Annotated in this window: 17 protein-coding genes and 1 pseudogene; 8 read left to right on the plus strand and 10 right to left on the minus strand. The window is 72.8% G+C overall.

Annotation, left to right across the window (positions count from 1 at the left end; translation table 11 throughout):
- Window positions 1-67 precede the first annotated feature (67 nt).
- Window positions 68-1,972 carry a penicillin-binding transpeptidase domain-containing protein gene (locus tag AC5L36_RS41280; protein ID WP_441224270.1) on the plus strand — a complete coding sequence of 635 codons (1,905 nt, stop codon included), beginning with the start codon at window positions 68-70 and terminating at the stop codon, window positions 1,970-1,972.
- Between the two features lie 2,314 nt (window positions 1,973-4,286).
- Here AC5L36_RS41280 and AC5L36_RS41285 read toward each other — a convergent pair.
- The 8 genes and pseudogenes from AC5L36_RS41285 to AC5L36_RS41320 all read right to left on the minus strand — a co-directional run.
- A pseudogene (locus AC5L36_RS41285) lies at window positions 4,287-5,190 on the minus strand (arginase family protein); the annotation flags it as partial.
- A gap of 9 nt (window positions 5,191-5,199) precedes the next feature.
- The gene (locus tag AC5L36_RS41290) at window positions 5,200-6,108 is read right to left on the minus strand and encodes a tetratricopeptide repeat protein (RefSeq protein ID WP_441224271.1); all 909 of its coding nucleotides are present in this window, start codon (window positions 6,106-6,108) and stop codon (window positions 5,200-5,202) included.
- 58 nt (window positions 6,109-6,166) lie between these two features.
- On the minus strand, window positions 6,167-9,169 hold the full coding sequence (locus tag AC5L36_RS41295; RefSeq protein ID WP_441224272.1) for a hypothetical protein: 3,003 nt from the start codon (window positions 9,167-9,169) through the stop codon (window positions 6,167-6,169).
- On the minus strand, window positions 9,166-12,216 hold the full coding sequence (locus AC5L36_RS41300; protein ID WP_441224273.1) for an FtsX-like permease family protein: 3,051 nt from the start codon (window positions 12,214-12,216) through the stop codon (window positions 9,166-9,168). Before AC5L36_RS41300 ends, AC5L36_RS41295 begins: the two co-directional genes overlap by 4 nt.
- Window positions 12,217-12,263: 47 nt before the next feature.
- Window positions 12,264-13,106, minus strand: coding sequence for an ABC transporter ATP-binding protein (locus tag AC5L36_RS41305; protein ID WP_441224274.1), 843 nt, complete (start codon window positions 13,104-13,106; stop codon window positions 12,264-12,266).
- Between the two features lie 196 nt (window positions 13,107-13,302).
- Entirely contained in the window at window positions 13,303-14,976 is a 1,674-nt protein-coding gene (gene icmA / locus AC5L36_RS41310; RefSeq protein WP_441224275.1) for a coenzyme B12-dependent isobutyryl-CoA mutase large subunit, read from the minus strand.
- Window positions 14,977-15,023: 47 nt separating this feature from the next.
- The gene (locus tag AC5L36_RS41315; RefSeq protein WP_441224276.1) at window positions 15,024-15,683 is read right to left on the minus strand and encodes an Asp23/Gls24 family envelope stress response protein; all 660 of its coding nucleotides are present in this window, start codon (window positions 15,681-15,683) and stop codon (window positions 15,024-15,026) included.
- An 88-nt stretch (window positions 15,684-15,771) separates the two neighbouring features.
- Complete coding sequence (locus tag AC5L36_RS41320) at window positions 15,772-16,428, minus strand: ABC transporter ATP-binding protein (protein WP_441224277.1); 657 nt, start codon at window positions 16,426-16,428, stop codon at window positions 15,772-15,774.
- A gap of 34 nt (window positions 16,429-16,462) precedes the next feature.
- Between AC5L36_RS41320 and AC5L36_RS41325 the strand changes: the two genes are divergently transcribed.
- Window positions 16,463-16,786: a DnaJ family domain-containing protein gene (locus AC5L36_RS41325; protein WP_441224278.1), complete on the plus strand. Its 324-nt coding sequence runs from the start codon at window positions 16,463-16,465 to the stop codon at window positions 16,784-16,786.
- Window positions 16,787-17,763: 977 nt separating this feature from the next.
- Here the strand turns inward: AC5L36_RS41325 and meaB are convergent.
- Both meaB and AC5L36_RS41335 read right to left on the minus strand, forming a co-directional pair.
- Window positions 17,764-18,720 carry a methylmalonyl Co-A mutase-associated GTPase MeaB gene (meaB, locus tag AC5L36_RS41330; RefSeq protein ID WP_441224279.1) on the minus strand — a complete coding sequence of 319 codons (957 nt, stop codon included), beginning with the start codon at window positions 18,718-18,720 and terminating at the stop codon, window positions 17,764-17,766.
- Between the two features lie 55 nt (window positions 18,721-18,775).
- On the minus strand, window positions 18,776-19,957 hold the full coding sequence (locus AC5L36_RS41335; protein ID WP_441224280.1) for an acetyl-CoA C-acetyltransferase: 1,182 nt from the start codon (window positions 19,955-19,957) through the stop codon (window positions 18,776-18,778).
- Window positions 19,958-20,007: 50 nt separating this feature from the next.
- Between AC5L36_RS41335 and mce the strand changes: the two genes are divergently transcribed.
- From mce to AC5L36_RS41365, 6 genes are all read left to right on the plus strand, one after another.
- Window positions 20,008-20,499, plus strand: a complete 492-nt coding sequence (mce, locus tag AC5L36_RS41340; protein ID WP_441224281.1) for a methylmalonyl-CoA epimerase — start codon at window positions 20,008-20,010, stop codon at window positions 20,497-20,499.
- 46 nt (window positions 20,500-20,545) lie between these two features.
- Window positions 20,546-21,895, plus strand: a complete 1,350-nt coding sequence (ccrA, locus tag AC5L36_RS41345) for a crotonyl-CoA carboxylase/reductase (RefSeq protein WP_441224282.1) — start codon at window positions 20,546-20,548, stop codon at window positions 21,893-21,895.
- Between the two features lie 100 nt (window positions 21,896-21,995).
- Window positions 21,996-23,252 (plus strand): DivIVA domain-containing protein, encoded by a 1,257-nt coding sequence (locus AC5L36_RS41350; protein WP_441224283.1) that lies wholly within the window; start codon window positions 21,996-21,998, stop codon window positions 23,250-23,252.
- A 231-nt stretch (window positions 23,253-23,483) separates the two neighbouring features.
- A complete protein-coding gene (locus tag AC5L36_RS41355; protein ID WP_441224284.1) occupies window positions 23,484-24,902 on the plus strand; it encodes a coiled-coil domain-containing protein in 1,419 nt (472 codons plus the stop codon).
- A gap of 98 nt (window positions 24,903-25,000) precedes the next feature.
- A complete protein-coding gene (locus AC5L36_RS41360; RefSeq protein WP_441224285.1) occupies window positions 25,001-26,179 on the plus strand; it encodes an AI-2E family transporter in 1,179 nt (392 codons plus the stop codon).
- 144 nt (window positions 26,180-26,323) lie between these two features.
- On the plus strand, window positions 26,324-26,973 hold a 650-nt coding region (locus AC5L36_RS41365), incomplete at its 3' end, for a nucleotide sugar dehydrogenase (protein ID WP_494909661.1).

Below are 26,973 nucleotides of genomic sequence, written 5' to 3' on the forward strand. Positions count from 1 at the left end.
CGGACCTAGCCGGTATAGGCAGGATGCGGGGCATCGGTGACCCGCACGCTCGTACTACCGTCACGGAATGCGTGTGACTTACGGGGTGGCGGCGATTGTGCTGGCCGCGGGCGTTTTGACCGCCTGCGGGAGTGGAGACGGGCCGGAAAAGAGCGTCGACGCGTTCCTGTCCGGGTGGCGTTCGGGCAATCTCGACGCGGTGGGCTTCGTCGACCCGGGCGGGCAGAAGATCCCGGCCGCCGACGTCGTGACCCAGATCAAGGCGCTTTCCGGCGAGCTTGCCGCCACTCCGCCGGCAGTCACCCGTGCGGGTGAGCCGTCGGTCACCAAAGACATCGCGACCAGCACCGTCAACGTCGACTGGACGCTGCCCGGCGGCGCGCACTGGACCTACCCGACCACCGTCCGCCTCAACAAGGGCGACGACGACAAGTGGCAGGTGATCTGGGAGCCCAAGATCGTTCAGGAGAAGCTCACAGCGGGTGACGAGTTCGCCCTCGAACGGGAGACCGCAGGGCGCGCGTCGATCCTCGACGCCGCCGGCAAGCCGATCGTGGAGGCCCGCCCGGTGGTCGTGGTCGGCATCCAGCCCAACGAGGTCGTCGGGATGAAACAGCTGGTCAAGGACCTGGACGCGGCCTTCAAGTCGGTCGGCGTCGAGGTCGGGCTCGATGACCTGCCGGCCCGCGCGGCCGCCGCCAAGCCGGACCATTTCGTCGACGTGGTCACGCTCCGCAAGGAGGCGTACAACAAGATCACCGTGCGGCTGCACGACCTGCCCGGCACCCGCTTCCGCGAGGAGACGCGCTACCTGGCGCCGACCCGCGAGTTCGCCCGCGCGCTGCTGGGCACCGTCGACCCGGTGCAGAAAGAGGACATCGACACCAATCCGGGCAAGTTCGTCGTGGGCGACATCATCGGGCATGGTGGCCTCCAGGAGCGGTACGACGACCGGCTGCGCGGCGGCACCGGCCAGACCGTGAAGATCGTGCGCAAGAGCGGCGAGGGCGCCGAGAAGACCACCGAGGAGGTGGCGGAGGTGTTCAGCGCCGAGCCCAAGCCCGGCACCCCGTTGAAGACCACGCTCGACCCGAAGATCCAGCAGGCCGCGGACAGCGCACTGCGCGGCTCCGGCAAGCCCGCCGCGCTGGTCGCGATCCGGGTACACGACGGCACGGTGGCCGCGGTCGCCAACACCGGCGACGTCAACCTCGCCTTCACCGGCTCGGTCCCACCCGGCTCGACGTTCAAGATGGTCTCCGCACTCGCCCTGCTCGACAAGGGCGCGGTCACGCTCGACACGAAGGTCGACTGCCCGAAGAACGCCACGGTCGACGGCCGCACGTACAAGAACTCGCACGACATGGCCCTCGGCAGCGTCCCGTTCCGGGTCGACTTCGCCCGCTCGTGCAACACCGCGTTCATCGGCCTCGCCCCCAAACTCGGCGACGACGGGCTGGCCACGACCGGCCGTTCACTGGGGCTGGAGGGCAAGTGGGATCTGGGCGTGGACGCCTTCTCCGGCAAGGTCTCCACGGGCGGCTCGGCCACCGAGCGCGCGTCGGCCTCGTTCGGCCAGGGCACCACGGTGGTCAGCCCGCTCGCGATGGCCGCCGCCACCGCCGGGGTCGCCCGCGGCCAGTGGCAGCAGCCCACGATCCTGACCGACCCCGCGCCCGCCGCGAAGGCCGCGCCCGGCCCCGAGCTCAACGCCGGCTCGGTCGAGGCCGTCCGCACAATGATGCGCGAGGTCGTCACCAGCGGCACCGGTTCGCAGCTCAAGGACGTGCCCGGCGAGCCGGTGTACGGGAAGACCGGCACCGCCGAGTACGACAACAACCCCGCTCACGCGCACACCTGGTGGGTGGGGTGGCAGGGCGACATCGCGTTCGCCGTCTTCGTCGAGAAGGGCGACAGCACGACGACAAGCTCGGTGCCGATCGCGGAGAAGTTCCTCCGCGGCCTGCGCTGACCCCAAGCCTTCCGGGTCCGCCCGCTCCGTGGGTAGACCCGAGCTACCGCGACGTCCGCCGGGGTCGCTCCACAATGCACGGGTCAAATCCGGAACAGAATTTCCCAGGTCCGTGTCAGCTGCGGACCGTATGCTCCCGCGGGCACCGTTCCCGGCCGGCGGCTCGCAGGGCGAGCCGAAACCTTCGGCCTGGTATGGCGCCCTAACTCTCCAAGATCTGGCATCGGACCCCCGTTCACGCCGTCGCGGCGGTTACTCGCGGTGATTATGCCTCTGTCCGGTCCGGCACCCGGCGCCTCAGCAACGGGCATTGTGGACGAACGAACCGTGCACGGCATGACCCGGGGTGAGCGTGACGGGTGAGGCCGTGATCCTTTGCCCGGGGCTCAAGCTTGGGCTCGACGTCCCAGCTTTCGGGATCATCGGCCCGGCATCCGGGAAGCGCCATGATCGTTAGCCCGAAATGGCTGTGAAACGCCGAAGACCACGCCCCTATCGGGCTAACGATCATGCGGAGTAGTAGCCCTCTCCCACTTGTTGGAAGAACGGCTCAGGATGTGGACGGCACCGTGATCGTTAGCCCGAAACCGCACGACAGGCTTGGATCTGCGCGGGTTTCGGATAACGGGCTGGTGAAAGACCTGCCGTCACCCGGCATCCTCGCACCGCCGAGCCAGAGGAAGACAACGTGGGACAAAACGACAACCGCCGAGCAAGCGAGCCACACACTCCCGTAGCCCCGCGTCATCCCGACGGCCATCGACGAACACCGCGGCAGCTCACACCTATTTAGCGGCCGCGGAGAGGCGGCCATCGTCCCCGCGCTAGGCGATCTCGGCCGGCGGGGGTTTCTTGGAGCGGCGCAAGCGCCCCGGCCCCGCCTTAGCCGGCGGGCCGAACGGCTCGAACGCCGGCACGGAAACCCCGCCCTCTGCCTGCCCTTCTCCGTTGTCCCGCGCGCCGGACGGCTCCTCGTCGTCTTCACGCGCGGCCGGGTCGTCGTCGTCGCTCGCGGGCGGTGGCGGGTCGTCCTTCCACGCCGGCTCCGCCGCACCGCCACGACGCAGGGTCGCCGGCCCGGAGTCGTCGGCCCTCCGCAAGCCTCCCGGCCCCAAGTCGTCAACCCTCCGCAGGCCAACCGGCCCGGGATCGTCGACTCTCCGCAGGCCGACCGGCCCTGAGTCGGCGGGCCGGCGCGCGGCCGGTGTACCCCGCCGCGCGGCCAGGTCGGCGGCGACGTCCATCCACGCCGACTCCGCTTTGCGGCGCAGCCCGGAATCCGTCTCGGCCTTTCGCGGGCGGGCACCCGACTCCGGCTCGGCCTTGCCCCGCGGACGGACATCCGACTCCGGCTCTGCCCTGCCCCGCAGGCGGACATCCGACTCCAGGTCGGCCTTGCCCCGCGGACGGACATCCGGCTCCGGCTCCGCCCTGCCCCGCGGACGGACATCCGACTCCGGCTCGGCCTTGCCCCGCAGACGGACATCCGGCTCCGCGGCATCGCGTGTGCCTGGCTCGGGCTCGTCCTTCGTGCGTCGCAGGGATCCAGCCTTCCGGCGCGACTCAGGCTCAGCCTTCGGCCGTCCCGCGGGCTCGGTCTTCGTGCTCTCGGTGGACTCCGCCTTTGCGCGCCCGGTGGACTCCGGCTTTGCGCGACCCGCGGGCGCGGTCTTCGTGCTATCGGTGGACTCCGGTTTTGCGCGCCCCGCGGGCTCCGGTTTGGACTCTCTGCGCGGGGCGGGCTTCGCGTCGGAGGTGGCGGGCGGGCGCACGCTTGTCTCGTCGTCCGGGGCTTTGCGGGCGGCCGGGGGCTTGCGGATCCCCGCCGCCGCGGCGGCAGCGGCGAGCACCTCGGCGGCGGCGCTGTCGACGAGCATCGGCGGAGGAGCCGCACCCTCCACAGTGGAGCCACCGACTCCGGGCGTGGTGCGGAAGCCCGATCCCGCCGCCGCACGGCCGGCCGGTGTCACGGCCGACGCGATGCCGGCATCCGACTCCGAAGGCAGCGGCTTGCGGGCCGGCGGTGCGACCGCCTCCGCCGCGCGTACGTCGGCTTTCGGCACCGTGGCCTGCGGACCCTCGCCTTCCAGCGAGGCCCCCGCGGTCGCCTGCCGGCCCTCGCTTTCCAGTGAGACGGCGCCGGCTGCCGACGGGCCCTCGCTTTCCGACGAATCGGGCGCGCCCGCAGGCGAAACCACCCCACCCGGAGACGAAACCGCCGCGGGCGGAGACGGAACCGCCGCGGGCGGAGACGAAACCGGCTCTGCCGCTGGCGAGGGACCAGCCGCCGGGGGTGGGGACGGGTCGGCCATGCGGACCGGGGCCAGGCCGGCCACCACCGTCTCCACGATCTCGGCGGCGTACGAGCCGTCGGGGTCGTAGTCGGGGTCGAAGACGGTGATCTCCACGCCCAGGCAGCGTGGCGTGTCGACCAGGCCGGAGAGCAGCAGCTCGAGCTCGGCGAAGGCGATGCCACCCGGATCGGGCGCGTCGACCGCGGGCATCACGGCGGGGTCGAGCACATCGACGTCGATGTGCACCCAGTAGCCGGAACAGTCGCTCAGCTGGTCACGCGCCCACTGTGCGGTGCGGGCCGCGCCCTCGACGCGCAGCGCGGGCACCGGGCGGGTGATGATGCCCGCGGCCTGGAGGTCGAGCCGGTACTCGTCCTGCGCGCGAATGCCCAGCACCACCACGTCGACGTCGCGGTAGTACGGCCGGCGGCCCTCGATGCCGGCGAGGTCGGCCTGGCCGCGGCCGGTGGCCAGGGCCAGGTCCTCGCCGGCGGCGGCGCCGACGTACGAGGCGTTGCCGGGGTGGCGGAAGTCGGAGTGACCGTCGACGAACACGAGGCCGATCCGGCCGCCCACCACATCTCCCTGGCGGTGCATGGCCAGGGCGGAGCCGAGCAGGATGGAGCAGTCGCCACCGAGCACGACCGGAAACTCGCCGGCGTCGATGATCGAGCCGATGCGGTCGGCCAGCGCCACCGAGTACGCCGCGATCTGCTCGGCGTGGCACACCCCGTCGCCCGGACGCCAGTCGCCCGGGTCGTACCGCGGCGGGGTCAGGCAGCCCGCGTCGCGGGCGGCGAGGCGGGCCACCAGGTCGTGGTCGCGCAGCGCGCCGGGCGCCTTCGCACAGCCCGGCACCGACGTCTCGGTCGGCGGGCGCAGGCCGAGGTTCGACGGTGCGTCGAGGATGGCGATGCGGCGCATGGGCGGCCGCTAGAAGAGCGCGCTCGCGAGGGCCCGCCGTGCGCTGGCGACCGCCGGATCGTCGGGTCCGGCGATGGTGAACAGCGACAGCAGGTGCTTGCGGATCTCCTCGCGCTCGTCTCCGGAGGTGCGGCGGACAAGGTCGACAAGCCGCTTGTACGCCTGGTCGGCGAGGCCGCTGAGCACCTCGACGTCGGCGGCGAGCAGCTGGACGGCCACGTCGTCGGGCTTGGCCTCGGCGTCGGTGAGCGCGGCCCGCGGGTCGACGCCGACCACGCGGCGGGCGAGGGCGACGTGCGCGAGCCCGGCCTCGGCGGCCGCGTCGGCGGGCGAGTCGGCGAGGAGCTTCTTGTATGCCTGCTCGGCCGTGTCGAGGTCGCCGGTCATCAGCGCGTCGTCGGCCTCGATCAGGCGCGGGTCTTCAGGCGCGGCCGGCGCCTGCACGCCGCCCGCCTTGAGCACCGCGTCGATCCACTGGCGCAGCTGCGGCTCGGGCACCACGCCGGTGAACGCGTCGACCGGCTGGCCGCCCACCACGGCGTAGACCATCGGGATGCCCTGGACCCGGAACATCTGCGCGAGCCGCGGGTTGCTGTCGACGTCGACCTTGGCCAGCACCCACGCGCCGTCACCCTCGACGGCGAGCTTTTCCAGGATCGGCGAGAGCTGCTTGCACGGCTGGCACCACTCGGCCCAGAAGTCGATGACGACAGGCGTGGTGAGCGACCGCTCCAGCACTTCGCTCTGGAACGTGGCCTCGGTGACGTCGATCACAGTGACACCGCCACCGCCGCTCGGCGGACCGCCCGGACTCGGCGCGCCCTCGGCGCGGGTGGGGGTGGGTGCGGGGGCACGCAGCGCGCTGAGATCGACCGCGCCGCGGGTGAAGATCGACGGAGTGGTCCGTGGGTCGCTCATGGTTCCCTAGTCTCGCACGCGCGCCGCGCGCGCGAACCCACCCAGCGCTGCGACAAGGTCACCCCAACGGGGGCCGGGAGGTGGAGCGGCGATGCGCCGCCGACACACCCACCGCCGCGGCGGCGAAGGCCACGGCGGCGAGCAGGGCGGGCAGGGCCACGGCCACGGGCGAAGGCCAGCGCGGCAGCTCCAGCACGATCGCGTCGTCGACGAACACGGGCAGGTATCCGCCGGCGAGCCACCACGCGACCACGGCCGCGACCGCGCCGGTCACGAGGGCGGCGCCGACCACCGGCAGGTAGCTCCACAGCGCGGCCCGGCCCACCGCCCGGCCGGACAGGCCCTGGAGCCGCAGCGCGCGCATGTCTTCGGTGGTCCGCCGCCGGTCCACCGCCGCCATGAGCGCGAGGCCGCCGAGCCCGAGGAGCACGGCGAAGGCGGCCGCCAGCAGGTGGTACCAGATAGCCAGCGCCGGCGCCCGCTTGTCGAGCAACGCCCGCGCCTCGGCCACCGTGTCGTCGCCGGCGATCACCAGGCCTTGATCGGCGAGGCGGTCGACGGTGTCCGCCGGCGCGTCCGGGCGGAGCCACACCTGCGGCTCGACGAGCTGGGCGACGCCGACCGTCTGCCGTTCGAGGTATTCGAGGTCGGCCACCACCCCGGCGCCACCGAGCCGGGGCAGCGTGGTGACCTCGCCGACGACCTGCGGGACGGTCCGGTCGGCGTCGAGGCCGGGCAGCGACGCCGAGTTCGGGAGGGGACCGGCCGTCACGACGGGCAGCGGGCTGGGTACGTCCGGCGCCAGCGCCCAGGTCTCCTGCCGCGCGCCCGTGGCGGCGACGTTGAGCGTGAGCCCGCCCGGCCCCGGCGTGACGTCGCCCCGCACGGTGCCCTTCCACCCGCCGCCGGCCAGCTCCGCCGTGGAGACGAGGTCGTGTACTTCGCGGATGACCACGCTGGTGGTTTCCGACCCGCTCCGCGCGTAGATCCCGTCGAAGCCGATCAGGCGGCAGCCGGCGGCGCAGGCGCCCACCTCCGCGGTGTACGTGCGCACGCCCCGCTCGAGCACCCCGAACGTCATCCGGACCGCCGCGCTCCCGTCGAGCGGCCGCAGGGACACCGCGAGCCGCAGCTGCCCCTCGGGCTGGCCGGGGTTGTCGAGCGTGACGGTGACGCGGGTGCCGCGCATCACGTACGGCTCCGGTGTCTCCGGACGCAGCAGCCGGGCCGCCTCGCCCGGTGCCATCCCGAACTCCGGCCGCCACACCGCGACCTGTCCCAGGCGCGGGCTGTCGACGGCCAGCATCCGCACGCCTCGCTGGGTGACCGGGGGAACCACGGCGGCGGCCATCGCGTACCGCCCGTCGGGGTCGACGGCGTGCACCGCGGCCAGCAGCTTGCCCGCGTCGACCGGCAGGAGCGTGACGACGCGGTCGGCGCCGGTCTCGACGCTGGCCCGCTCGGCGCGCGACCGGGCGGCCACGTCGACCGCCATCGCGGCGAAGCCGAGCAGCGACACCGCGACCGCCAGCAGCACGAAGAGGCGGTGGCTGCCGGGGCGCCGGGCCACGTGCAGCGCGCCGAGGGCGGCGCCGAGGCGGCCGCGGCGCAGCGCGCGGGCACCGAGCCGGCCGGCCAGCGGCATGAGCAGGCGGGCGGCCACGAGTGCGATGGCGACCGCGACGAGCGACGGTACGAGCAGCGACAACCCCACGAGCTCGCCCTCGAAGCCGCGCAGCTGGAAGACCGCCACGGCCGCGAGCACCACCACGACCGCCTCGACCGCCGTGGAACGCCACGTGCCGCTGCGGGCGGGCACCCGGCGGAGCAGGTCGGCGACCGGGGCGGCGAGCTGCTGCCGCTGGGCGAGCAGGGCGGCCAGCAGGGCACCGCCGGCGGCCAGTGCGGCGTACGGCAGCGCGTCCGCGGAGACGGTCGGCTCGCCGCCGCCGAACCGGGCCCGCGCGACAAGCCACACGGCGAGCGTGCCGGCCAGGTATCCGAGTGGGGCGCCGGCCAGGATCGCGAGCGTGCTCTCGCCCGCGCTCAGCCACCAGCGCACCGGCCGGCGGGCGCCGCGGAGGGCGACAAGCCCCAGCTCGTGGCGGCGGCCCGCGGTGCCGTACGCCACCGCGAGGAAGATGACGAACCAGCAGAGCCCGACCAGCGGCACCGCCGCCACCGGCACCACCCGCCGCGCCAGGACCTGGGCCTTGTCGATGCGGTCGAGCAGTGCGTCGAGCTCGGTGGCGAGGTTGGCGAAGGAGCCGGACGGGCCGACACCGCCGACCAGCTCGTCGCGCATGTCGGCGAGGTCGGCGCGGACCCGGTCGAGGTGGTCGGGGTCGAGCGCGCCCGGCCCCGGCACGCCCTCGATCGCGCGCAGGTCCTGCGGATGGTCGGCGCTGTCGGCGGTCTGCTTGTTGACGAAGAGCGGCTCGAGCTCGCTGTCGGCGCTGCCCGCGGCGAAGTATCCGGTCCGTCCCCAGTAGACATCCGCGACGTCGATCGGCTGGTAGACGCCGACGACGGTCAGCCGGGTCGGCGCGCCGGCCGGCAGGTAGCGGCGGGCCTGCTCGCTGTAGGTGGCCGCCTCGACCGTGACCGTGGCGCCGGGCGCGATCTTCAATCGCCGCGCGGTGCTGTCGCCGATCACCGTCTCGCCGGCCGCCATGACGCACCGCCCGGCGACCATGCGCAGATGGGAGCAGACGTCGGATCGGAAGACGAACCACGAGATGGCCGGGTCCGGCTCGACGCCGAGCACCACGAACGTCGTGGAGTAGATCGGCTCGAACCCGTCGACGTCGAGCGCCCGCGGCGCCACCGAGTCGAAGCCCGCCGCGGTGATCTGCTCCCCCTCCCCCACGAACGCGGAGAGGCTGACGGTCTGCTCCATCCGGTCGGACTCGCCCACCTCGGTGCGCACCACCGCGTCGTCGACGGCGCGCAGGTAGGTGGGTCCGGCCACGGCCGCGCCGGTGGCGAAGAGGCTGAGCAGCAACACGGCGACGGCCTGCGCCTTCCGCGCGGCGAGCATGGCGAACACGAGCGCGATCACGGACGGCCACCCCCGCTCGCCCGCACCAGCTGGGCGGCGGCCAAAGCCCCGGTCACGCCCAGCACGGCGAGCCCGCCGAGTCCGGCCACGAGCAGCGCGAGCGGCTGCGGGCCGGTGGAGAGCGGGAGCACCTTCCAGTCGTCGACGAACACCGGCATCGCCGCCTCCACGAGCCCGCCGCCCAGCGCGGCCGCCGCGATCCCGATCGCCACGCCGGCGACGACCAGTGCGGCGTACCCGCCGTAGCCGATCAGCCGCACCGCCCGCAGCGACAGCCCTTGCGCGCGCAGCGCGGAGAGCTCGGCCGAGCGGTCGGGGCGCTCCACCGCGGCCGCGACGGCCAGCGCCAGGGCGGCGAGCAGCACGCCGAGCACGCCGGCGATGACCTGGAAGCGGAGGGCGAGCGGCGGGCCCTGCTCCGCGTACCGGCCGAGGGCCGAGCCGATCGAGTCGTCGGCCAGCACGACGAGCCCCTGCTCGCGCAGGCGGTCGGCGATGCCGTCGGGCGCACCCGGCGCCAGCCACACCTGCGCCTCGTCGCCGAGTCCGGCGTCGACGGCCAGGCGGTTGGCGTACTCCAGGTCGACGAGGAAGCCCCGCCCGGTCACCCGCGGCAGCGCGGTCACCGCGCCGGAGAAGCGCACCGGCACCTCGTCGCCGCCGAAGATGGACAGACGCGGGTCGCCGGGGGTGCCGCTCGCGCTGGCGAAGCGGGTGTGCGCCACCGGCAGCGGCACCGGCGAGTCGACGAGGTAGACCACGCCGGAGCGGTTGACGCCGGTCGGCATGTCCTGCGGCGGCGTCGTCAGCTCCAGGACGCCGCCCGCCGCCGCGACCGTCGGGCCACGCGTGTCGACCCGCGCCGAGCCGCGCCACCGGCCCGCCTCGACCGCCTCGCCCACCTGCCCGGCGCCGCCGCTCAGGGCGTGGATCCGCACCGTGCGGTCCGGGGGTGTCTCGCCACCCGAGTCGGGACCGGCCAGCTCGACCGCGGCCAGCCGGCATCGACCGCCACAACCCGAGAGATCCATCTGGTACGAGCGCCGGCCGGCCGTCAACGGTCCAGAGTCGACAGTGAGCGGGAGGCCGCCGGCGGTGACGAAGTGCACGACCGCGCGCACCGGGATGCCGGGGGTAGGCTCGCCGCCCTCGCCCTGCCCGCTGGGCGCCTCGGGCGGCTCGACCAGCTCGGCGTCGAGTGCCAGCGGCCCGTCACCGACGAGCACGGGCGCCGGCGCCTCCGGCCGCAGCCGCTGGAGCAGCTCGGGCAGCCCCGGCCCGTACCCCTCCTGCCAGCGGGCGACCCGCGCGAACCGCTCGGTGTCGACGGCGAGCACCACCTGACCGGCCTCGCCCGTGCCGTTGCGCACGACGGCGGCGGCCTGCGAGCCCGCGGGGTCGGCGGCCCGGACGGCGGCCAGCAGGTGGTCGCGGCTGCGTGCCTGGACGGTGAGGACGCGGTCGGCGCCGAGGTCGTGCGCGGCGCGCTCGTCGCGCGCGGTGGCCGCGGCCAACCATCCGCTCGCCGCCGCGCCGAGCAGCGCGACCGAGACCGCGAGCAGCGCGAAGACCCGGTGGGTGCCGGGCCGCCGGGCCAGGTGGGTGGCGGCCATCGCGAGCGGCAGCCGCCCGGCGCGTAGCGCGCGGTGGCCGGCCCGCACGGCGAGCGGCCCGATCGCGCGGGCCGCGACCAGCGCCACGGCGAGGGCGACGAGTGCGGGTGCCACCAGCACGAGGCCGGTGGACTCGCCGGGATCGCGGTCGGTGACGTAGGCCTGGTAGACCCCGGCGACGGCGACGACCACCACGACGAGGTCGATGACGTCGGCGCGCCACCCCCGGCGCCGTGCGGGCACGTGGCGGAGCAGGTCGATGACGCCGGCGCCCATCCCGCCCCGGTCGGCGGCGACCGCGGCGACCAGCGCGCCGAGCACCGCCGCGCCACCGGCGGCCAGAGACAGGGAGGCGGCGACGCCGGCCCGGTCGGCGTCGACCTCGCCGAGGAGGCGGGCGAGGCCCACGCCGGCGCCGGCACCCACGACCGCGCCGGCGAGCATCGGCAGCACGCTCTGCTGGAAGACCAGCGCCCACACCCGCCACCGCGCGCCGCCGCGGAGCTTGAGCCAGCCGATGTCGGGGCGGCGCTGCTCGGCGCTGTGCCGGACCGCGAAGAAGAGCGCGAACCAGCACAGCAGCAGCAGCTGGATCGCGGCGATGCTCACGCCGAGGTTGACCAGCCACTGCTCCCGCTCGACGCGGCTGACCAGCGCGGGCGCCCGGCTCTCCACCCGCCACTGTGCGCCCGAGGTGTCCTGCTGGCGGTCGATCTCGGCGGCCAGGTCGTAGCCGTCGATGCCGAGGTATGCCTCGACCGGCACGACCACGTGGTACTCGGCGAAGAGCTCCGCCGCGCCGACCGCGGCCACCGTCTCCGCGGTCGTGAAGACCGGGTCGCCGGCACCCGCGCTCGTGTCGGTGCCGCTCGCCCGGCCCAGCGCGCTGGCCGCCCAGTACGGACCGAGCGGGTCGCGCAGCTGGTAGGTGCCGGTGACGCGCAGCTCGACCGGGCTCCTGCCGGCGATGGAGAGGGCGGCCCGGTCGCCGGTGGCGAGCCCGAAGCGGGTGGCCGTGCGGTCGCTGACCAGCACGTCACCCTCGGCGGCCGGGCAGCTGCCGGCGATCGTGAGGTGCGCGCACATCTCGTCGCGGTAGGCGGCGGTGGCCGCCTGCTTGACACCCTCGTGCGCCAGCTGGGCGGAGACCCGCACCGACGCCGTGCCGCTGGCACCCGGGATGTCGACGACGCGGCTCATCTCCGCCCGCACCTTGGCGACCACGTCCGGGCTGCCCTCGACCCGCGCGCCGGCCAGCACGACCCGCTGGATGGCGGGGGCGCCGGTGACGTCGGCGACCGCGACCGAGCGGGCGGCGGAAACCACGTACCACGGGGCGGCGGTCGCGGCGGCGACGGCGAGCGCGGTGAGCAGGAACAGCGTGGCGGCCTGCGCCCGGCGCGCCCGGATCGCGCCCAGCACCACCGCAAGCATGCGGAGACCTTAAACCGAGGGCACGATCGAATTCGATCCCGTGCCGATCACGAATCGGCCTGGCTGCCGCCGACGACGAGCTGCACCGAACCGTCGAGGCGGTCGACGGTGAAGAGCGTGCCGGGCGGAAACTCGCCCAGCACCTCGGGCGGCAGCTGGATCGTGCCGTCGCCGGCCACCACGGCGAAGTCCTGCCCGTCGCGCCCCTCCGCGCCCACCCGCCCGTCGCGGATCGTCACGGCCCGCCCGAGCCGCGCGCCGACCTCGGCGTCGTGGGTGACGACCACGATCGTGGTGCCGCGCTCGGCGTTGACCGTCTCCAGCGCGCCGAGCACCTCGTCGCGCCCGTGGGTGTCGAGCTGGCTGGTCGGCTCGTCGACGAGCAGCAGGCCGGGCGACGCGGCGATGCCCACCGCGAGCGCGGCCCGCTGGCGGGCGCCCGGCGGCAGGTCGCCGATCTTCGCGCCCGCCCTGCCCCGCAGGCCGACGAGGTCGAGGATCCGCTCCGGGTCGTCGAGCTCGATGCCGGCCGTGTGCGCCGCGCGGCGCTGGGCCAGCCAGACGTTGCGGTGCAGCGTCGCGTACGGCAGCAGGTTGCGCGCCGCCCCCTGGAGCACCACGCCGATCTCGGTGCCGCGCAGCCGGGAGATCTCCGCGTCGGTGAGCTTGCCCAGGTCGTACGTGCCGACGCTGACCCGCCCCGCCGACGGCCGCATGAGGCCGCCGAGCAGCGCGACGAGCGTCGACTTACCCGAACCGGACGGGCCGACGAGCGCCAGCATCTCGCCCGGGTTGATCGACAGGTCGACACCCGACAGTGCCACCACGTCGCCGCCCTCGGCCCGGTAGATGTGCACCACCCGCCGGCACGCCACCGCCAGTCCAGTCACGGCCACTATTAGGCCCTGTCTCCCCAACTTTTGTCGAGACCGCTCCCGCTCACCCACCCGCCTGGCCCTCAAGAGGGCAGCCCTCTCACCGTCTGGGCGGGTATACGGGACCCCTGCTGGGAATTCACGCCCAAGAGGGCTGCCCTCTTGGGGCGGTAGCTCAAAGAATCTGTCTTGGAATGGGTCGCCCGTGGGATCAGAAACGGGCGGGCTCGCGGTAGACGCCCCACTCGGCGCGGAGGGCGTCGCAGATCTCGCCGAGGGTGGCCTCGACCCGGGCGGCGTCGAGCATGGCCGGGACGATGTTGCCGTCGGTGCGGGCCACGTCGACCATCCGGGAGAGCGCCGCGTCGACCGCCGCCTTGTCGCGGGCGGCGCGCCGGTCGCCGAGCAGTTTGCGCTGCTCGACCTCGACCTCGTGGGAGACGCGGAGGATCTCCAGCGGGCGGCTCACCGTGCCGGTGTGTCCGGTGACGCCGACGACGTGCTTGAGGCCCTTTTCCAGCGCCTGCTGGTAGACGAACGCCGCCTCCGCGATCTGCCCGGTGAACCATCCGTCTTCGATGCCGCGCAGGATGCCGGAGGTGATCGTGCCGTCCGAGCCCATCGCCTTGATCTTCGTGAAGATCTCCTCGGCCTCGGCCTCGATGCGGTCGGTGAGCGCCTCCACGTACCACGAGCCGCCCAGCGGGTCGGCCACGTTGGTCACGCCGGTCTCGTCCATCAGCACCTGCTGGGTGCGCAGGGCGATCTCGGCGGACTCGTCCGTCGGCAGGGCGAGTGTCTCGTCGAGCGCGTTGGTGTGCAGCGAGTTGGTGCCGCCGAGCACGGCCGCGAGCGCTTCGACCGCGGTGCGGACGACGTTGTTGACCGGCTGCTGCGCGGTCAGCGACACGCCCGCCGTCTGGGTGTGGAAGCGCAGCCACAGCGCCCGCTCGTCGGTCGCGCCGTACACGTCGCGCAGCCACCGCGCCCAGATCCGCCGGGCCGCCCGAAACTTGGCGATCTCCTCGAAGAAGTCGAGGTGCGCGTCGAAGAAGAAGCTCAGCCCGGGAGCGAAGAGGTTGACGTCGAGGCCGCGGGAGAGCCCGAGCTCGACGTAGCCGAAGCCGTCGGCCAGCGTGTACGCGAGCTCCTGCGCGGCCGTCGAGCCCGCCTCCCGGATGTGGTAGCCGGACACCGAGAGCGGCTTGTAGCGCGGGATGTTGTGCGCGCAGTACTCCATCAGGTCGCCGATCAGGCGCAGGTGCGGCTCGGGCTCGAAGAGCCACTCCTTCTGCGCGATGTACTCCTTGAAGATGTCGGTCTGGAGCGTGCCGTCCAGTGTGGACAGATCGGCGCCCTGGCGCTCGGCGGCCACCAGGTACATGCAGAAGACCGGCACCGCCGGGCCGGAGATCGTCATGCTCGTGGTGGTGGCGGTGAGGTCGATGCCGTCGAAGAGCACGTCCATGTCGGCGGCCGAGTCGATCGCCACGCCACAGTGGCCGACCTCGCCCAGGGCCTGCGGGTCGTCGGAGTCGCGCCCCATCAGGGTCGGCATGTCGAACGCGACGGAGAGCCCGCCGCCGCCCGCGCCGAGGATCATCTTGTAGCGCTCGTTGGTCTGCCGCGCGCTGCCGAAGCCGGCGAACTGGCGGATCGTCCACGTGCGACCCCGGTAGCCGGTGGGATAGAGCCCCCGGGTGTACGGGTACTCCCCCGGCCACCCGATCCGGTCGAAGCCGGGCACGTCGACGCCGGGTGGTGGACCGTAGACCGGATCCACCGCCATCCCGGAGAGCGTCGTGAAGTCGGCGTCGCGCTTGCGGGCTGCGTCGTACCGGGCCTGCCAGCGCGCGCGGCCTGCCGCGATCTCCTCGGCGTTCATGGCACCGAGTCTAGAGGGTACACTGAACGATCGCTAAGGCCATGCGGTTATGGCTGGTAGCCCGCGGCCCGCGTCTCGTCGCCGCCGACCGGGCCGGCGTCGTCGACGTGCACGTCGTCGACCCGGATGTTGACCTCGGTGACTTCTAGCCCGAGCAGGTTTTCCACCGAGCTGATCACCTTGGCGCGCACCTTCTCGGTCACGGAGTGCACCACGAAGCCGTACTCGATCACGAGCGTGATGTTGATGACCGCGGTGCGCCCCTCCAGCCGCACCGACATGCCACGGTCGGCGTCTTCGTCGGCGTCGCCGAGACCGATCCGCTCCTTGACGTTGGCGAAGAAGCGGGCCACGTCGCCACCCAGGTCGTACACACCCGGCACCTCGCGGGTGGCGATGCCGGCGATCTTCTCGACCACCTCGTCGGCGATCGAGGTGGTGCCCCGCTCGGCGGCCAGCTCGGCGTTGTTGCGCAGGCGCTCGACCACCTGCGAGGCGACCCGCCCGGAGGCCGCCGCGGCCCGCTCGACCGCGTCACCGGCCCGGTCGACCGCGTCGCTGATCTGCTCGCTCACCTGGGCGACGGTGCCGTTGCTCTCGGACGGGGCGGGCGTCGTGGCCGGGGCCGCCTCCACCACCTCGACGACCGTCTCGTCGGGCGTGGTCTCCTCGCGCTGCGCGGGCACCTGAGCCGCTACGTCGGTCATGACTTCTCCCCCTGTGTCGCTGGCAGGCCACTGGGTCCGGAGCGTACCCGCCGAGGGCGAACGCGGGGAGTGCTCTCACCCGCGGTAATCAGCCGCGTACAAGCTCCGCGCGGCCGTCGACGAGGTGCACCTCCGCGTCGCACGACGCCGCCGCCTCGGAGTCGTGGGTCGCGAAGACCACCGCCGCGCCGCGGGCCGCCTCGTCGTGCATCAGGTCGAGCACCCGCTGCCGGTTGGCGGCGTCGAGCTCGCTGGTCACCTCGTCGGCCAGCAGCACCCCACCGGCCAGCGCCAACCCGCGCGCGATCGCCGTGCGCTGCTGCTGCCCGCCGGACAGCTCCTCCACGAGCTGGTCGGTCTGCCCGGTCAGCCCGAGCCGCTCCAGGGCGGCGGCGGTCAGCCGGCGCGCCTCCGTGGGCGACACCCCGGTGGCGATGAGCGCGACCTGGAGGTTTTCCCCGGCGGTGAGGATCGCGGCGAGCCCGTTGTCCTGCGGCACGAGCACGACGCCCCGGGCCACCGCGTGGTCGCGGTCGCGCAGCGCCTCACCGTCGACCGTCACGCCGCCCGCGGCGGGCGGGAGCATGCCGGCCATCGCCGCGAGCAGGGTGGTCTTGCCCGCACCCGACGGGCCGGTCACGGCCAGCACCCGCCCCGGCTCGGCGGTCACCGACACGTCGCGCAGGACCGGCTCGCCCCGCCCGTACGCCACCGAGAGCCCATCGACCACCACCGTAGTTCCCACGGGCGTGAGATTAGCCGGTCGCCAGGGTCGAGGCATGAGCTACTCGGAGCGGTTCGAGTCCCTCATCGAGGCACGCATCCGCGCCGCTCGGGAGAGCGGCGAGTTCGACGACCTGCCCACCTACCCAGCCGGATCCGCAGGGCCGGCGCGGCTCCAGGCCACGCCAACGCGGGCCGAGCGGATGCGCGGCGCGCGGCATTGCCGGCGGCGCCGATGGAAAAGCAGCGGTGGACCGCGCGATTTGACTGACATCGCGGGCTCGGTCGGTATCGCTGCTCGGGCACCCATTTGCCGGCGACTTTCAGGTAATTGGCAATGCGGGGAAATGACGATCGACAGATTAATTGCCGGCCTGTGACTTGGGCGCGGTAGGCGCTGCATCGACCGCGGCCGAGGTTTGCGCGCTCGACCGTTTCGGCCCGGCCCGGACGTTGGCGGGCGCAGCGGCAGCCTCGCCGGAGCACCCCTGCCCGGCGAGGCGGTAGCGGAGGCGGGCTGACCTGTCGGAGCAGGTGCGGCGGCGACCGCGGGCTCGCTGCGGTCTAAGGACTCTCGGCCGGTCGGCAGGTTTTCGCTCGGCGCTGGGTGCTGCCGCCGCCCAAGCGGCGTCGACGCTTGGACCGAGGGCTGATGCGGGGTCCGGTCTTGTCGGCTCGCGTGCGCGTTTGCCGTCTGCGCGCAGCTATCACGGAGGCGACGCCGACGCTCGCCGTGGCGTTGCGCCAAGCCCCAGGCGCGATGGCGCTCGTGCGCGCGGCGAAACTCTTCGGCGGCGGGAGAATAGTTACGCGACGCGGTGTGGTCACGCATTTTGGCGAGCGCGGCCGAGGTGAACAACTGAAGCTGCCGCATACGCTAGATTATCCCGCAGCCGCCGAGATAATGCCGCCCTAAATTGCATAGCAGCCTACGATATACGAGTTATTTGAATGGACATCAAGAGTCCTCTCCGCCGCGGCGATTCAGCGCGGACACCTACCCAGCGGGGCCCGCGGGCCGGGCGCGGGCGCTGAGGTGAGCGCGGCGTTATCCCTCGATCGGCGCCCGAGTCGTCCGCCTGCCGACGATCAAGGAAGATGCCCCCGGGATTGGAGATTGTGGGCTTGGCGCGCGGGGCTGGCAGCGTGGGCCGGGGAACTCGGTGAGCCCTGGCGAGCCGCCGGCCCGCGCGGTCTCCGGCGGGAGCGGCGGCCCGCCGCTGACGCGGACCCGGGACAATCTCCGGAGAGACGATCCCGGGTCGACCGCCCAAAGGGGCGCTGGACGCGATGGACGGACGACGTTGGCGCCGGCGCGCGATCTCAGCGGCCCGGATGACGCGCACGTCAAAGTAGCTCAGGGCAGCGATGCGACGAGTGACGCGGCGGCGGCGTAGGGGTCGGTTTCGCCGGCCGCGACCTTCACGGCCGCGTCTTGTAAGGCGGTGCCCGAGCGGATCGAGCCGAGCCGCTCGCGGAGGGTGCCCAGCGCGATCGCCTCGACCTCGGCGGCGGCCCGGGCCTCCCGGCGCCGGCGCAGCTCGCCGTGCTCGACGAGCCAGGCGCGGTGCTTCTGCACCGCGTTGACGATGTCGTCGATGCCCTGGCCCCGCGCCGCGACCGCGCGCACGACCTGGGGGCGCCACTCGCCGGGGGCGCGCTCGCCGAGGCCGATCATGCCCTGGATGTCGTGGTAGGTGGCGTCCGCACCGTCGCGGTCGGCCTTGTTGACCACGAACACGTCGGCGATCTCGAGGATGCCGGCCTTCACCGCCTGGATCGCGTCGCCCATGCCGGGGGCGAGCAGCACGACCGTGGTGTCGGCGAGCGAGGCCACCTCGACCTCGGCCTGGCCGACGCCGACGGTCTCGACCAGCACCACGTCGCAGCCCGCGCCCTCCAGGACCCGCACCGCCTGCGGCGTCGCCGCCGCCAGGCCGCCGAGGTGGCCGCGGCTCGACATCGAGCGGATGTACACGCCGGGGTCGGTGGCGTGGTCCTGCATGCGCACCCGGTCGCCGAGGATCGCGCCGCCGGTGAACGGGCTGGACGGGTCGACCGCCAGCACACCCACCCGGTGGCCCTCGCCGCGCAGCACGCGCACGAGCTCGTTGGTCGTGGTGGACTTGCCGACGCCGGGCGAGCCGGTGAGGCCGATGACCTGCGCCTTGCCGGTGTGCGGCGCGAGCGCCGCGGCCACCTCCGGCAGCAGGTCGTCGCCGCTCTCGACCAGCGTGATCAGCCGGGCCACCGCGCGGGGGTCGCCCTCACGCGCGGCCGCCACCAATCCGGATACGTCGCGGCTTCGTCTCACTCCACCACCTGGTTCGCTCGCTCGTGCGGCGACTAAGGCGCGCCAACTCGCTCGCTCACTGGACCTTGATGATAAGAGCGTCACCCTGGCCGCCGCCTCCGCAGAGGGCCGCCGCGCCGGTGCCACCACCGCGCCGCTTGAGCTCCAGGGCCAGCGTGAGTACGAGGCGCGCGCCGGACATGCCGATCGGGTGGCCGAGCGCGATCGCGCCGCCGTTGACGTTGACGATCTCGGGACTGACCCCGAGCTGGCGGGTGGAGGCGATGCCGACCTGGGCGAACGCCTCGTTGATCTCGATGAGGTCGAGATCGGCCACGGTCATGCCGGCCTTGCCGAGCGCGTGGTTGATCGCGTTGGCCGGCTGGAGGTGCAGCGAGTTGTCCGGGCCGGCCACGTTGCCGTGCGCGCCGATCTCGGCCAGCCAGGTCAGGCCCAGCTCTTCGGCCTTCGCCTTGCTCATCACCACGACCGCCGCCGCGCCGTCGGAGATCGGCGACGAGCTGCCCGCGGTGATCGTGCCGTCCTTGGTGAACGCGGCCCGCAGCTTGCCCAGCGACTCCGCCGTGGCGTCGGGGCGGATGCCCTCGTCCTCCGCGATCACGATCGGGTCGCCCTTTCGCTGGGGCACCTCGACCGGCGCGATCTCCTCGGCGAAGGCGCCGTTCTTCTGGGCCGCCGCCGCGCGCTGGTGGCTGGCCGCCGAGAAGGCGTCCTGCTCCTCGCGGGAGATGCCGAACCGTGCGCCGTGACGCTCGGTCGACTCGCCCATCGAGCAGGCGTCCCAGGTGTCGGTGAGCCCGTCGAGCGCCATGTGGTCGCGGATCACCACGTCGCCGTACTTGTATCCCTGGCGCTGCCCCACGAGCAGGTGCGGCGCGTTGGTCATCGACTCCATCCCGCCGGCCACCACGATGTCGAACTCGCCGGCCCGGATCAGCTGGTCGGCGAGCGCGATCGCGTCGAGGCCGGACAGGCACACCTTGTTGACCGTCAGTGCGGGCACGGACATCGGGATGCCGGCGTTGACGGCGGCCTGGCGCGCGGGGATCTGGCCGGCGCCGGCCTGGAGCACCTGCCCCATGATCACGTACTGCACCTGCTCGGGGGCGACCCCGGCCCGCTCCAGCGCCGCCCGGATGGCGAAGCCGCCGAGCGCCGTAGCCGGAAAGTCCTTGAGGTTGCCCAGCAGGCGGCCCATCGGCGTACGCGCGCCACTCACGATCACGGAGCCGGTCATGTTGCTCACCCTCCCGCACCACTTAACGGTCGTTCGGTCAGACTAACGCTATGAACGAACACGACCACGGTGAGCCCGCTGCCGACTATGTCACAGGCATAGGCCTCCTTCGCATCGACCACGTGGGCGTGGCGGTGGCCGACCTCGAAGCGGCGATCGGCTTCTACGCGCGGGTCTTCGGCATGCGCTGCGTGCACCGCGAGACAAACGAGGAGCAGGGCGTCGAGGAGGCCATGCTCGCGGTCGGTCCGGATCCCTCGGGCGGGCAGGTGCAGCTGCTCGCGCCGCTCTCACCGGAGTCCACGATCGCGAAGTTCCTCGACCGCAACGGGCCGGGCGTGCAGCAGGTGGCGTACACGGTGGTGGACGTCGAGGCGGCCGCCGCCGCGCTGCGCGAGCGCGGCGTGCGCGTGCTGTACGACGAGCCACGGCGCGGCACGGCCGGCTCGCGGGTCAACTTCGTGCACCCGAAGGACGCCGGCGGCGTATTGATCGAACTCGTCGAGCCTGGTGCAGTTCTTCACAAAACGGTTCCAGCCTGAATTACCGTTCAGTAACATCCTGGGCCTATCGCCCAGGAGGTGCGCTGTGCAGAAGATCCTCGAAACGATCATGGCGGCGGAGGGGTCGGGCGACCCGGCCAAGGAGCTGGCCGCCATCGCGGGCCTTCCGGTGCCGGAGAGCTACCGGGGTGTCGTGGTCCGGTCCGACGAGACCGCCATGTTCGACGGCATGGCCACCAAGGAGAAGGACCCCCGCAAGTCACTGCACGTGCAGGAGGTGCCGACCCCGGAGCTCGGGCCGGGCGAGGCGCTCGTCGCGGTGATGGCCAGCGCGATCAACTACAACACGGTGTGGACGAGCATCTTCGAGCCGCTCTCGACCTTCACGTTCCTCAAGAAGTACGGCCGCGTCTCCGCGCTCACCAAGCGCCACGACCTGCCGTACCACGTGGTCGGCTCGGACGCCGCCGGCGTGGTGCTGCGCGTCGGTCCGGGCGTGACCAAGTGGACGGCCGGCGACGAGGTGGTCGCGCACTGCCTGTCGGTGGAGCTGGAAGACGCGGCCGGGCACGACGACACCATGCTCGACCCGCAGCAGCGGATCTGGGGCTTCGAGACCAACTTCGGCGGGCTCGCCGAGCTCGCGGTCGTGAAGGCCAACCAGCTGATGCCCAAGCCGCGTCACCTCAGCTGGGAGGAGGCCGCCAGCCCCGGGCTGGTCAACTCCACCGCGTACCGGCAGCTCGTCTCCCACCACGGCGCGCAGATGAAGCAGGGCGACGTGGTGCTGATCTGGGGCGCGTCCGGCGGGCTCGGCGGGTACGCCACCCAGCTGGCCCTCAACGGCGGCGCAATACCCGTCTGCGTGGTCTCCTCCCCCGACAAGGCGGAGCTGTGCCGGCGGATGGGCGCCGACCTGGTGATCGACCGCGGCGACTTCCGCTTCTGGAAGGACGAGCGGACGCAGGACACGGACGAGTGGCGCCGCTTCGGCGAACGGGTGCGCGAGCTGACCGGCGGAGAAGACCCGGACATCGTCTTCGAACACCCGGGTCGGGAGACGTTCGGCGTGAGCGTCTACGTCGCCAAACGCGGCGGAACGATCGTCACCTGCGCATCGACGAGCGGTTTCCTGCACCAGTACGACAACCGCTACCTCTGGATGAATCTCAAGCGGATCATCGGGAGCCACTTCGCCAACTACCGCGAGGCGTGGGAGGCCAACCGGCTCGTCGCCCTCGGCCGCATCCACCCGACCGTGTCACGCACCTATCCGCTGGAGCAGACCGGCCAGGCGGCGTACGAGGTGCACCGCAACGCGCATCAGGGCAAGGTCGGTGTCCGCTGCCTCGCACCGGCCGACGGTCTGGGGGTCCGCGACCCGGAGCTGCGGGCTCGCCACGAGGCTGAGATCAACCGCTTCCGGGGCCGATAGTCACGTCGCCATTCACCCGAAAAGATGACCTTATAAGTGGGGGCGACATGGGGCCGTACGGCCTTGCGAAGCCCCCCGGTGGGTCTGCCAGTATGTCCCAATGCCCCAGCAGCAGCAGCCGTCCTCCCTCGCGTTCTTCGAAAACGCGAACTCACAACACGACTTCACGGTCGTCCTCCGGGGATACGACCGTGGGCAGGTCGACGACTTCGTCGGCCGCCTCAGCGCCGCACTGACCCAGTCCGAGCAGGCCCGCGGCGAGGCCGAGCAGCGTATGAACGACGCTCAGCGCCGGCTCCGCCAGGCCGAGCAGCGCCTCGGCTCGCTCGAGGCGAAGCTCACCGACACCAACAAGCAGCTCGAGGAAAACAGCCGGCCGACGCTCTCCGGTCTTGGCACGCGGGTCGAGCAGATCCTGCGTCTCGCCGAGGAGCAGGCCAACGACCACCGCGGCGAGGCCAAGCGCGAGTCGGAGGGCATCCTCTCCGCCGCGCGCCTGGAGGCCCGCGAGATCACCGACAAGGCGCGCGCCGAGGCCGCGGCCATGAAGGCCACCGCCGAGCGCGAGGCCGGCCAGGTCCGCACCGCGTCCGAGCGCGAGGCCGCCGAGGTGCGGGTGCAGGCCCGCCGCGAGGCCGACACGCTCCGCGCCGACGCCGACCGCGAGACCAAGCAGCTGCGCACGGTCACCGCGCACGAGGTGGCCGAGCTCAAGTCCACGGTGGAGCGTGAGGTCGCCACCCTGCGGGCCACCGCCGAGCGGGAGATCACCCAGCTCCGGGCGAAGGCGGCCCGCGAGGCCGAGGAAAAGCGCGCCGAGGCGACCAAGCTGCTGACCGACGCCCGCGACAAGCGCGACAAGGACCTCCAGGCCCTCGCGCTCGAGCTCGCCGAGCGCCGGGAGAAGGCGGAGCGCGAGGAGTCCGAGCGGCACGCCGCGCAGGTGGCGCAGACGCAAAAGCTCGTCGCCGAGGCCGAGGAGCGCGCCCGCGCCGCCGAAGACCGCGCCAAGGAGATCGAGCAGCGCGCCGAGGCCCGCCGGGTCGAGTCCGAGCGCAATGCCAGCGAGACGATCGACAAGGCCAAGGCCCTCTCGGAGAAGACGCTCAACGAGGCCCGCGCCGAGTCGCACCGCCTCGTCAGCGAGGCCCGCACCGAGGCCGAGCTCACCACGCAGGCCGCCCGGCGCGAGGTCGAAGACCTCACCCGCCAGAAGGACGCGGTCACCGCGCAGCTCGGCCAGATGCTCTCCGGCCTCGCGGGCATCGTGCCCACGGCGCCGCAGGCGGCCAAGTCGGAGGAAGACAAGTCCGGCAAGGGCGACGGCGAGCGCGTCAACGCGGGCACGGCGAGCTGAGGCTCCACCCCTGACGGCTGACGACGGTCACCGCATCGCGGGGCAGATGCGACCGATCGCAGGCCGCACCGGTTTACCGGTGCGGCCTGCGTTGGCGTGCCCGCCCGGGCCAGGAGACGCAGTGGCGCGCGTCCCTCCGCCGAATGGTGTGTATCCAGGCGCCATTCAGCTGAGCGTGTGAGGATGGGGGGCATGTCGCACGGCGGAGAGCTCTTTGGTCTAGGTGATGGTGTGTCGACGGAGCCGACTTTCGAGTCGGCCATGCGGGGCTACGACAAACGCCAGGTAGACCGCTACGTCGCCCGCGCGGAGGGTGAGATCGCCACCCTCGCCACCGAGCGTGAGCAGGCGTATGCGCAGATCCAGAGTCTCGCCGCGCAGGTGGAGCAGCTCCAGGCCGAGGTGGTCAACGTGCGTCGCCAGGCGGCGAGCGTCGACAAGATCTCGTTCCGCCACCTCGGTCCGCGCGTCGAGCAAATCCTCGCGCTCGCCGAGGAGCAGGCGGAGGCGATCCGGGGCAGCGCCACCCAGGAGCTCGCCGAGCAGCGGGTCGAGGCGGAGCGGGCGCTGGGCGAGGCCCGGGCACGCGCCGCCGACGCGGTGCGTGACTTCGAGATCGCCCTTGCCGCCCGCCGTTCCGACGAGGAAAAGGCGTCCGCCGAGCGCCGCGCGTCGGCCGAGGCGGCGGTGGCCCAGGCGCAGGAGCAGGCCGAGGCGATCCTGGCGAGCGCGCGCGAGCAGGCCGCCAAGATGCACGCCGAGGCGGAGGCGACGCTGGCGCAGGCCCGGGAGAAGGCACAGCGGCTGAGCGAGGAGGCCACCCACTTCGCGGAGCATTCCCGGGCGGAGACCGAGTCGTGGGTGCGGTCCGCCCGCGGGCAGGCCCAGCAGGAGCTGGCGCAGTGGCGCGGCAGCGTCGAGCAGGAGATCAACCAGCGCCAGGCCGACTTCGACCGCGACTTCGCGCAGCGGCGGGCGGCGATCGAGCAGGAGTTCGCCCAGCGGCGCGCGGCCGGCGAGCAGGAGCTCGCGCAGTGGCGGGCGGGCGCGGAGCAGCAGGTCGCCGCGCGGAGCGCCGAGGCCGAGCGTTACGTGACGGAGATCCGGCGCCAGGTCGAGGAGCAGGCCGCGACGGTGCGGCGGGAGGCCGAGGAGCACGCCGCGGCCGTCCGGCGGCAGACCGAGGAGCAGGCCGCGACCGCGCAGGGCCACCTCGCCGCGACCCAGCAGCACCTCGCCTCGACGCAGAAGGAGACGGCCGCCGCCGGCCAGCTCCTCGCCGACGTGCAGCAGCAGGTGGCGCACGCGCAGGAGGCGCTCGCCGAGGTCAAGCAGCAGACGGTGGCCACCCGCCAAGAGGGCGACCAGTTCCGGCGCGCGCTCACCGAGGTGCAAAAGCAGCTCGCCGCCGAGCGGCAGCGCCTCGCCGAGGCACAGCGCACGGCCGAGGAGGCCGAGCGCAAGGTGGTCGAGGCCAAGGCGACCGTCAAGAAGGCGAGCGACGCCGCCTCCGAGGTCTCGACCGAGTCCGACTCGGAAAAGACCCAAGTGGTGAGCGACGCCGAAAAGACCCAGGTCGTGAGCGCCGGCACGCAGGACGAAAAGGACGAGGCCGAGGAGCGGGCCGACACGCCTCAGAAGGTCGGCTGACCTTTCCCTCACCCTCCCCGCGCGACCCGCCGCCCGCGGTCGCGCCGCTGGCGCGCTGCCGTTACCCTGCTGCGGGGTCGTAACGGCGGGGAGGTCAAGTGGCAGCTGAGGGATCCGGCGACGAGCTCGTAGAGCGGCCCGAGCGCTCCGCGCCGCGGGCAGACGAGGCCGACGCGCCGGACGACGAAGCCGACGCGCCGGACGACGAAGCCCCGGTCCCGCCATCGACCGGCAAGTTCGGCCCGCCGGGGCGGCCGCTGGGTCGCAACGCCTTCGTCACCGGGTTCGTCTTCGGGCTCGGTGTGCTGCTGGCCTACACGGCGTACATCGCGGTCAAGAACGCCGCCGGCATGCTCCTACTGATCTTCATCGCGCTCTTCCTCGCCGTGGGCCTCAACCCGGCGGTCGTGCGGCTCCGCAAGTGGGGCGTACCGCACGGCCTCGCGGTCGCCGCCGTCGCGCTGGGCATCATCCTGCTGCTCTGCGGCGGTCTCTTCGCGCTCGTCCCGCCGGTGGTCAACGAGTCCAGCGAGGTGATCGACAACCTCCCCGGATACGTCGACCAGCTCAACAACAACCCGACGATCCGCGACCTCAACGAGCGGTACGACATCATCCAGCGGGCGTCGTCGGCGGTCAACGCGCAAAACATCACCAGCGCGCTCGGCGGGGTGCTCGGCGGGGCGTCGCTCGTGTTCGGCACGGTGTTCCGGGTGCTGACCGTGCTCGTGCTGACGATCTACTTCATGGCCGCGTTCGACCGCATGAAGGAAGGCGCTTACCAGCTGGTGCCGGCCTCCCGCCGGCAGCGGGTGCGGCTGATCACCGACGAGATCCTCACCAAGGTCGGCGCGTACATGGTGGGTGCGCTCGCCGTCGCGCTCCTGGCCGGCACCAGCACGTACATCTTCTTGATCATCACCGGGGTGGCGTACCCGTTCGCCCTGGCCGTGGTGGTCGCGGTCTGTGACCTGATCCCGCAGATCGGCGCGACGCTCGGCGCGGTCATCGTGAGCATCGTCGGCTTCGCCAGCTCGCTGACCGCCGGCATCGCCTGCGTGGTGTTCTTCATCATCTACCAGCAGGTGGAAAACTACCTGATCTACCCGAAGGTGATGCGCCGCTCGGTCGAGGTCAGCGACGTGGCCGCGATCGTGGCCGCCCTGCTCGGCGCCGCCCTCTTCGGCGTCATCGGCACGCTCGTGGCCATCCCGGCGGTCGCGGCGATCCAGCTCATCCTGCGTGAGGTCGTGGTTCCCCGCCAGCAGGAGCGCTGAGTCCAACCGGTCGGCCGGTACCCGTGTCACGTTCCAGACAGTGGAATCGGACCGGCAACCAGGCCTAAATAGCATCTAGCAGTTCCCTGGACCCGTCTGGCGGTCTTCGGTTTGGTCTTCGGCATGCTCAGCGGGAGGGCGCCTGTGCGGGCACATCAGTTTTCTCGGGACGCGGTGATCGTCGGCGGCTGCGGCCGGGTGGGCCTGCCACTCGGCATCGCGCTCGCCTCGCGCGGACTCTCCGTGACGCTGTACGACATCAACGCGGCCGCGGTGGCGACGGTCAACGACGGCATCATGCCGTTCGACGAGGAGGGCGCCGCCCCGCTGCTCACCGAGGTGGTCGGCGCGGGCCGGCTGGTCGCCACGACCGACCCCGCCAGCGTCGGCGCGGCCGAGCACGTCGTCGTGGTGGTGGGCACGCCGGTCGACGAGCACCTCAACCCCGACCTCGGCGCGGTGCCGCGGGCCCTGGAGCGGTGCGCCGACCACCTTGTCGCCGGCCAGCTCGTGATCCTACGGTCGACCGTCTACCCGGGCGTGACCGCGCTCACCGAAAAGCTGCTCGCCGGCCTCGGCGCGGGCGTCGACGTGGCCTTCTGCCCGGAGCGGATCGCCGAGGGCAAGGCGCTCACGGAGCTGTTCGACCTGCCGCAGATCGTCTCCGCGCGGACCCCCGAGGTGGTCGAGCGCGCCGAAAAGTTCTTCCGCAACCTTACCGACCAGATCGTGCCGCTGGAGCCCGAAGAGGCGGAGCTGGCGAAGCTGTTCACGAACACGTGGCGGTATATCAA

It is taken from the genome of Phytohabitans sp. LZ39 (assembly GCF_059359075.1).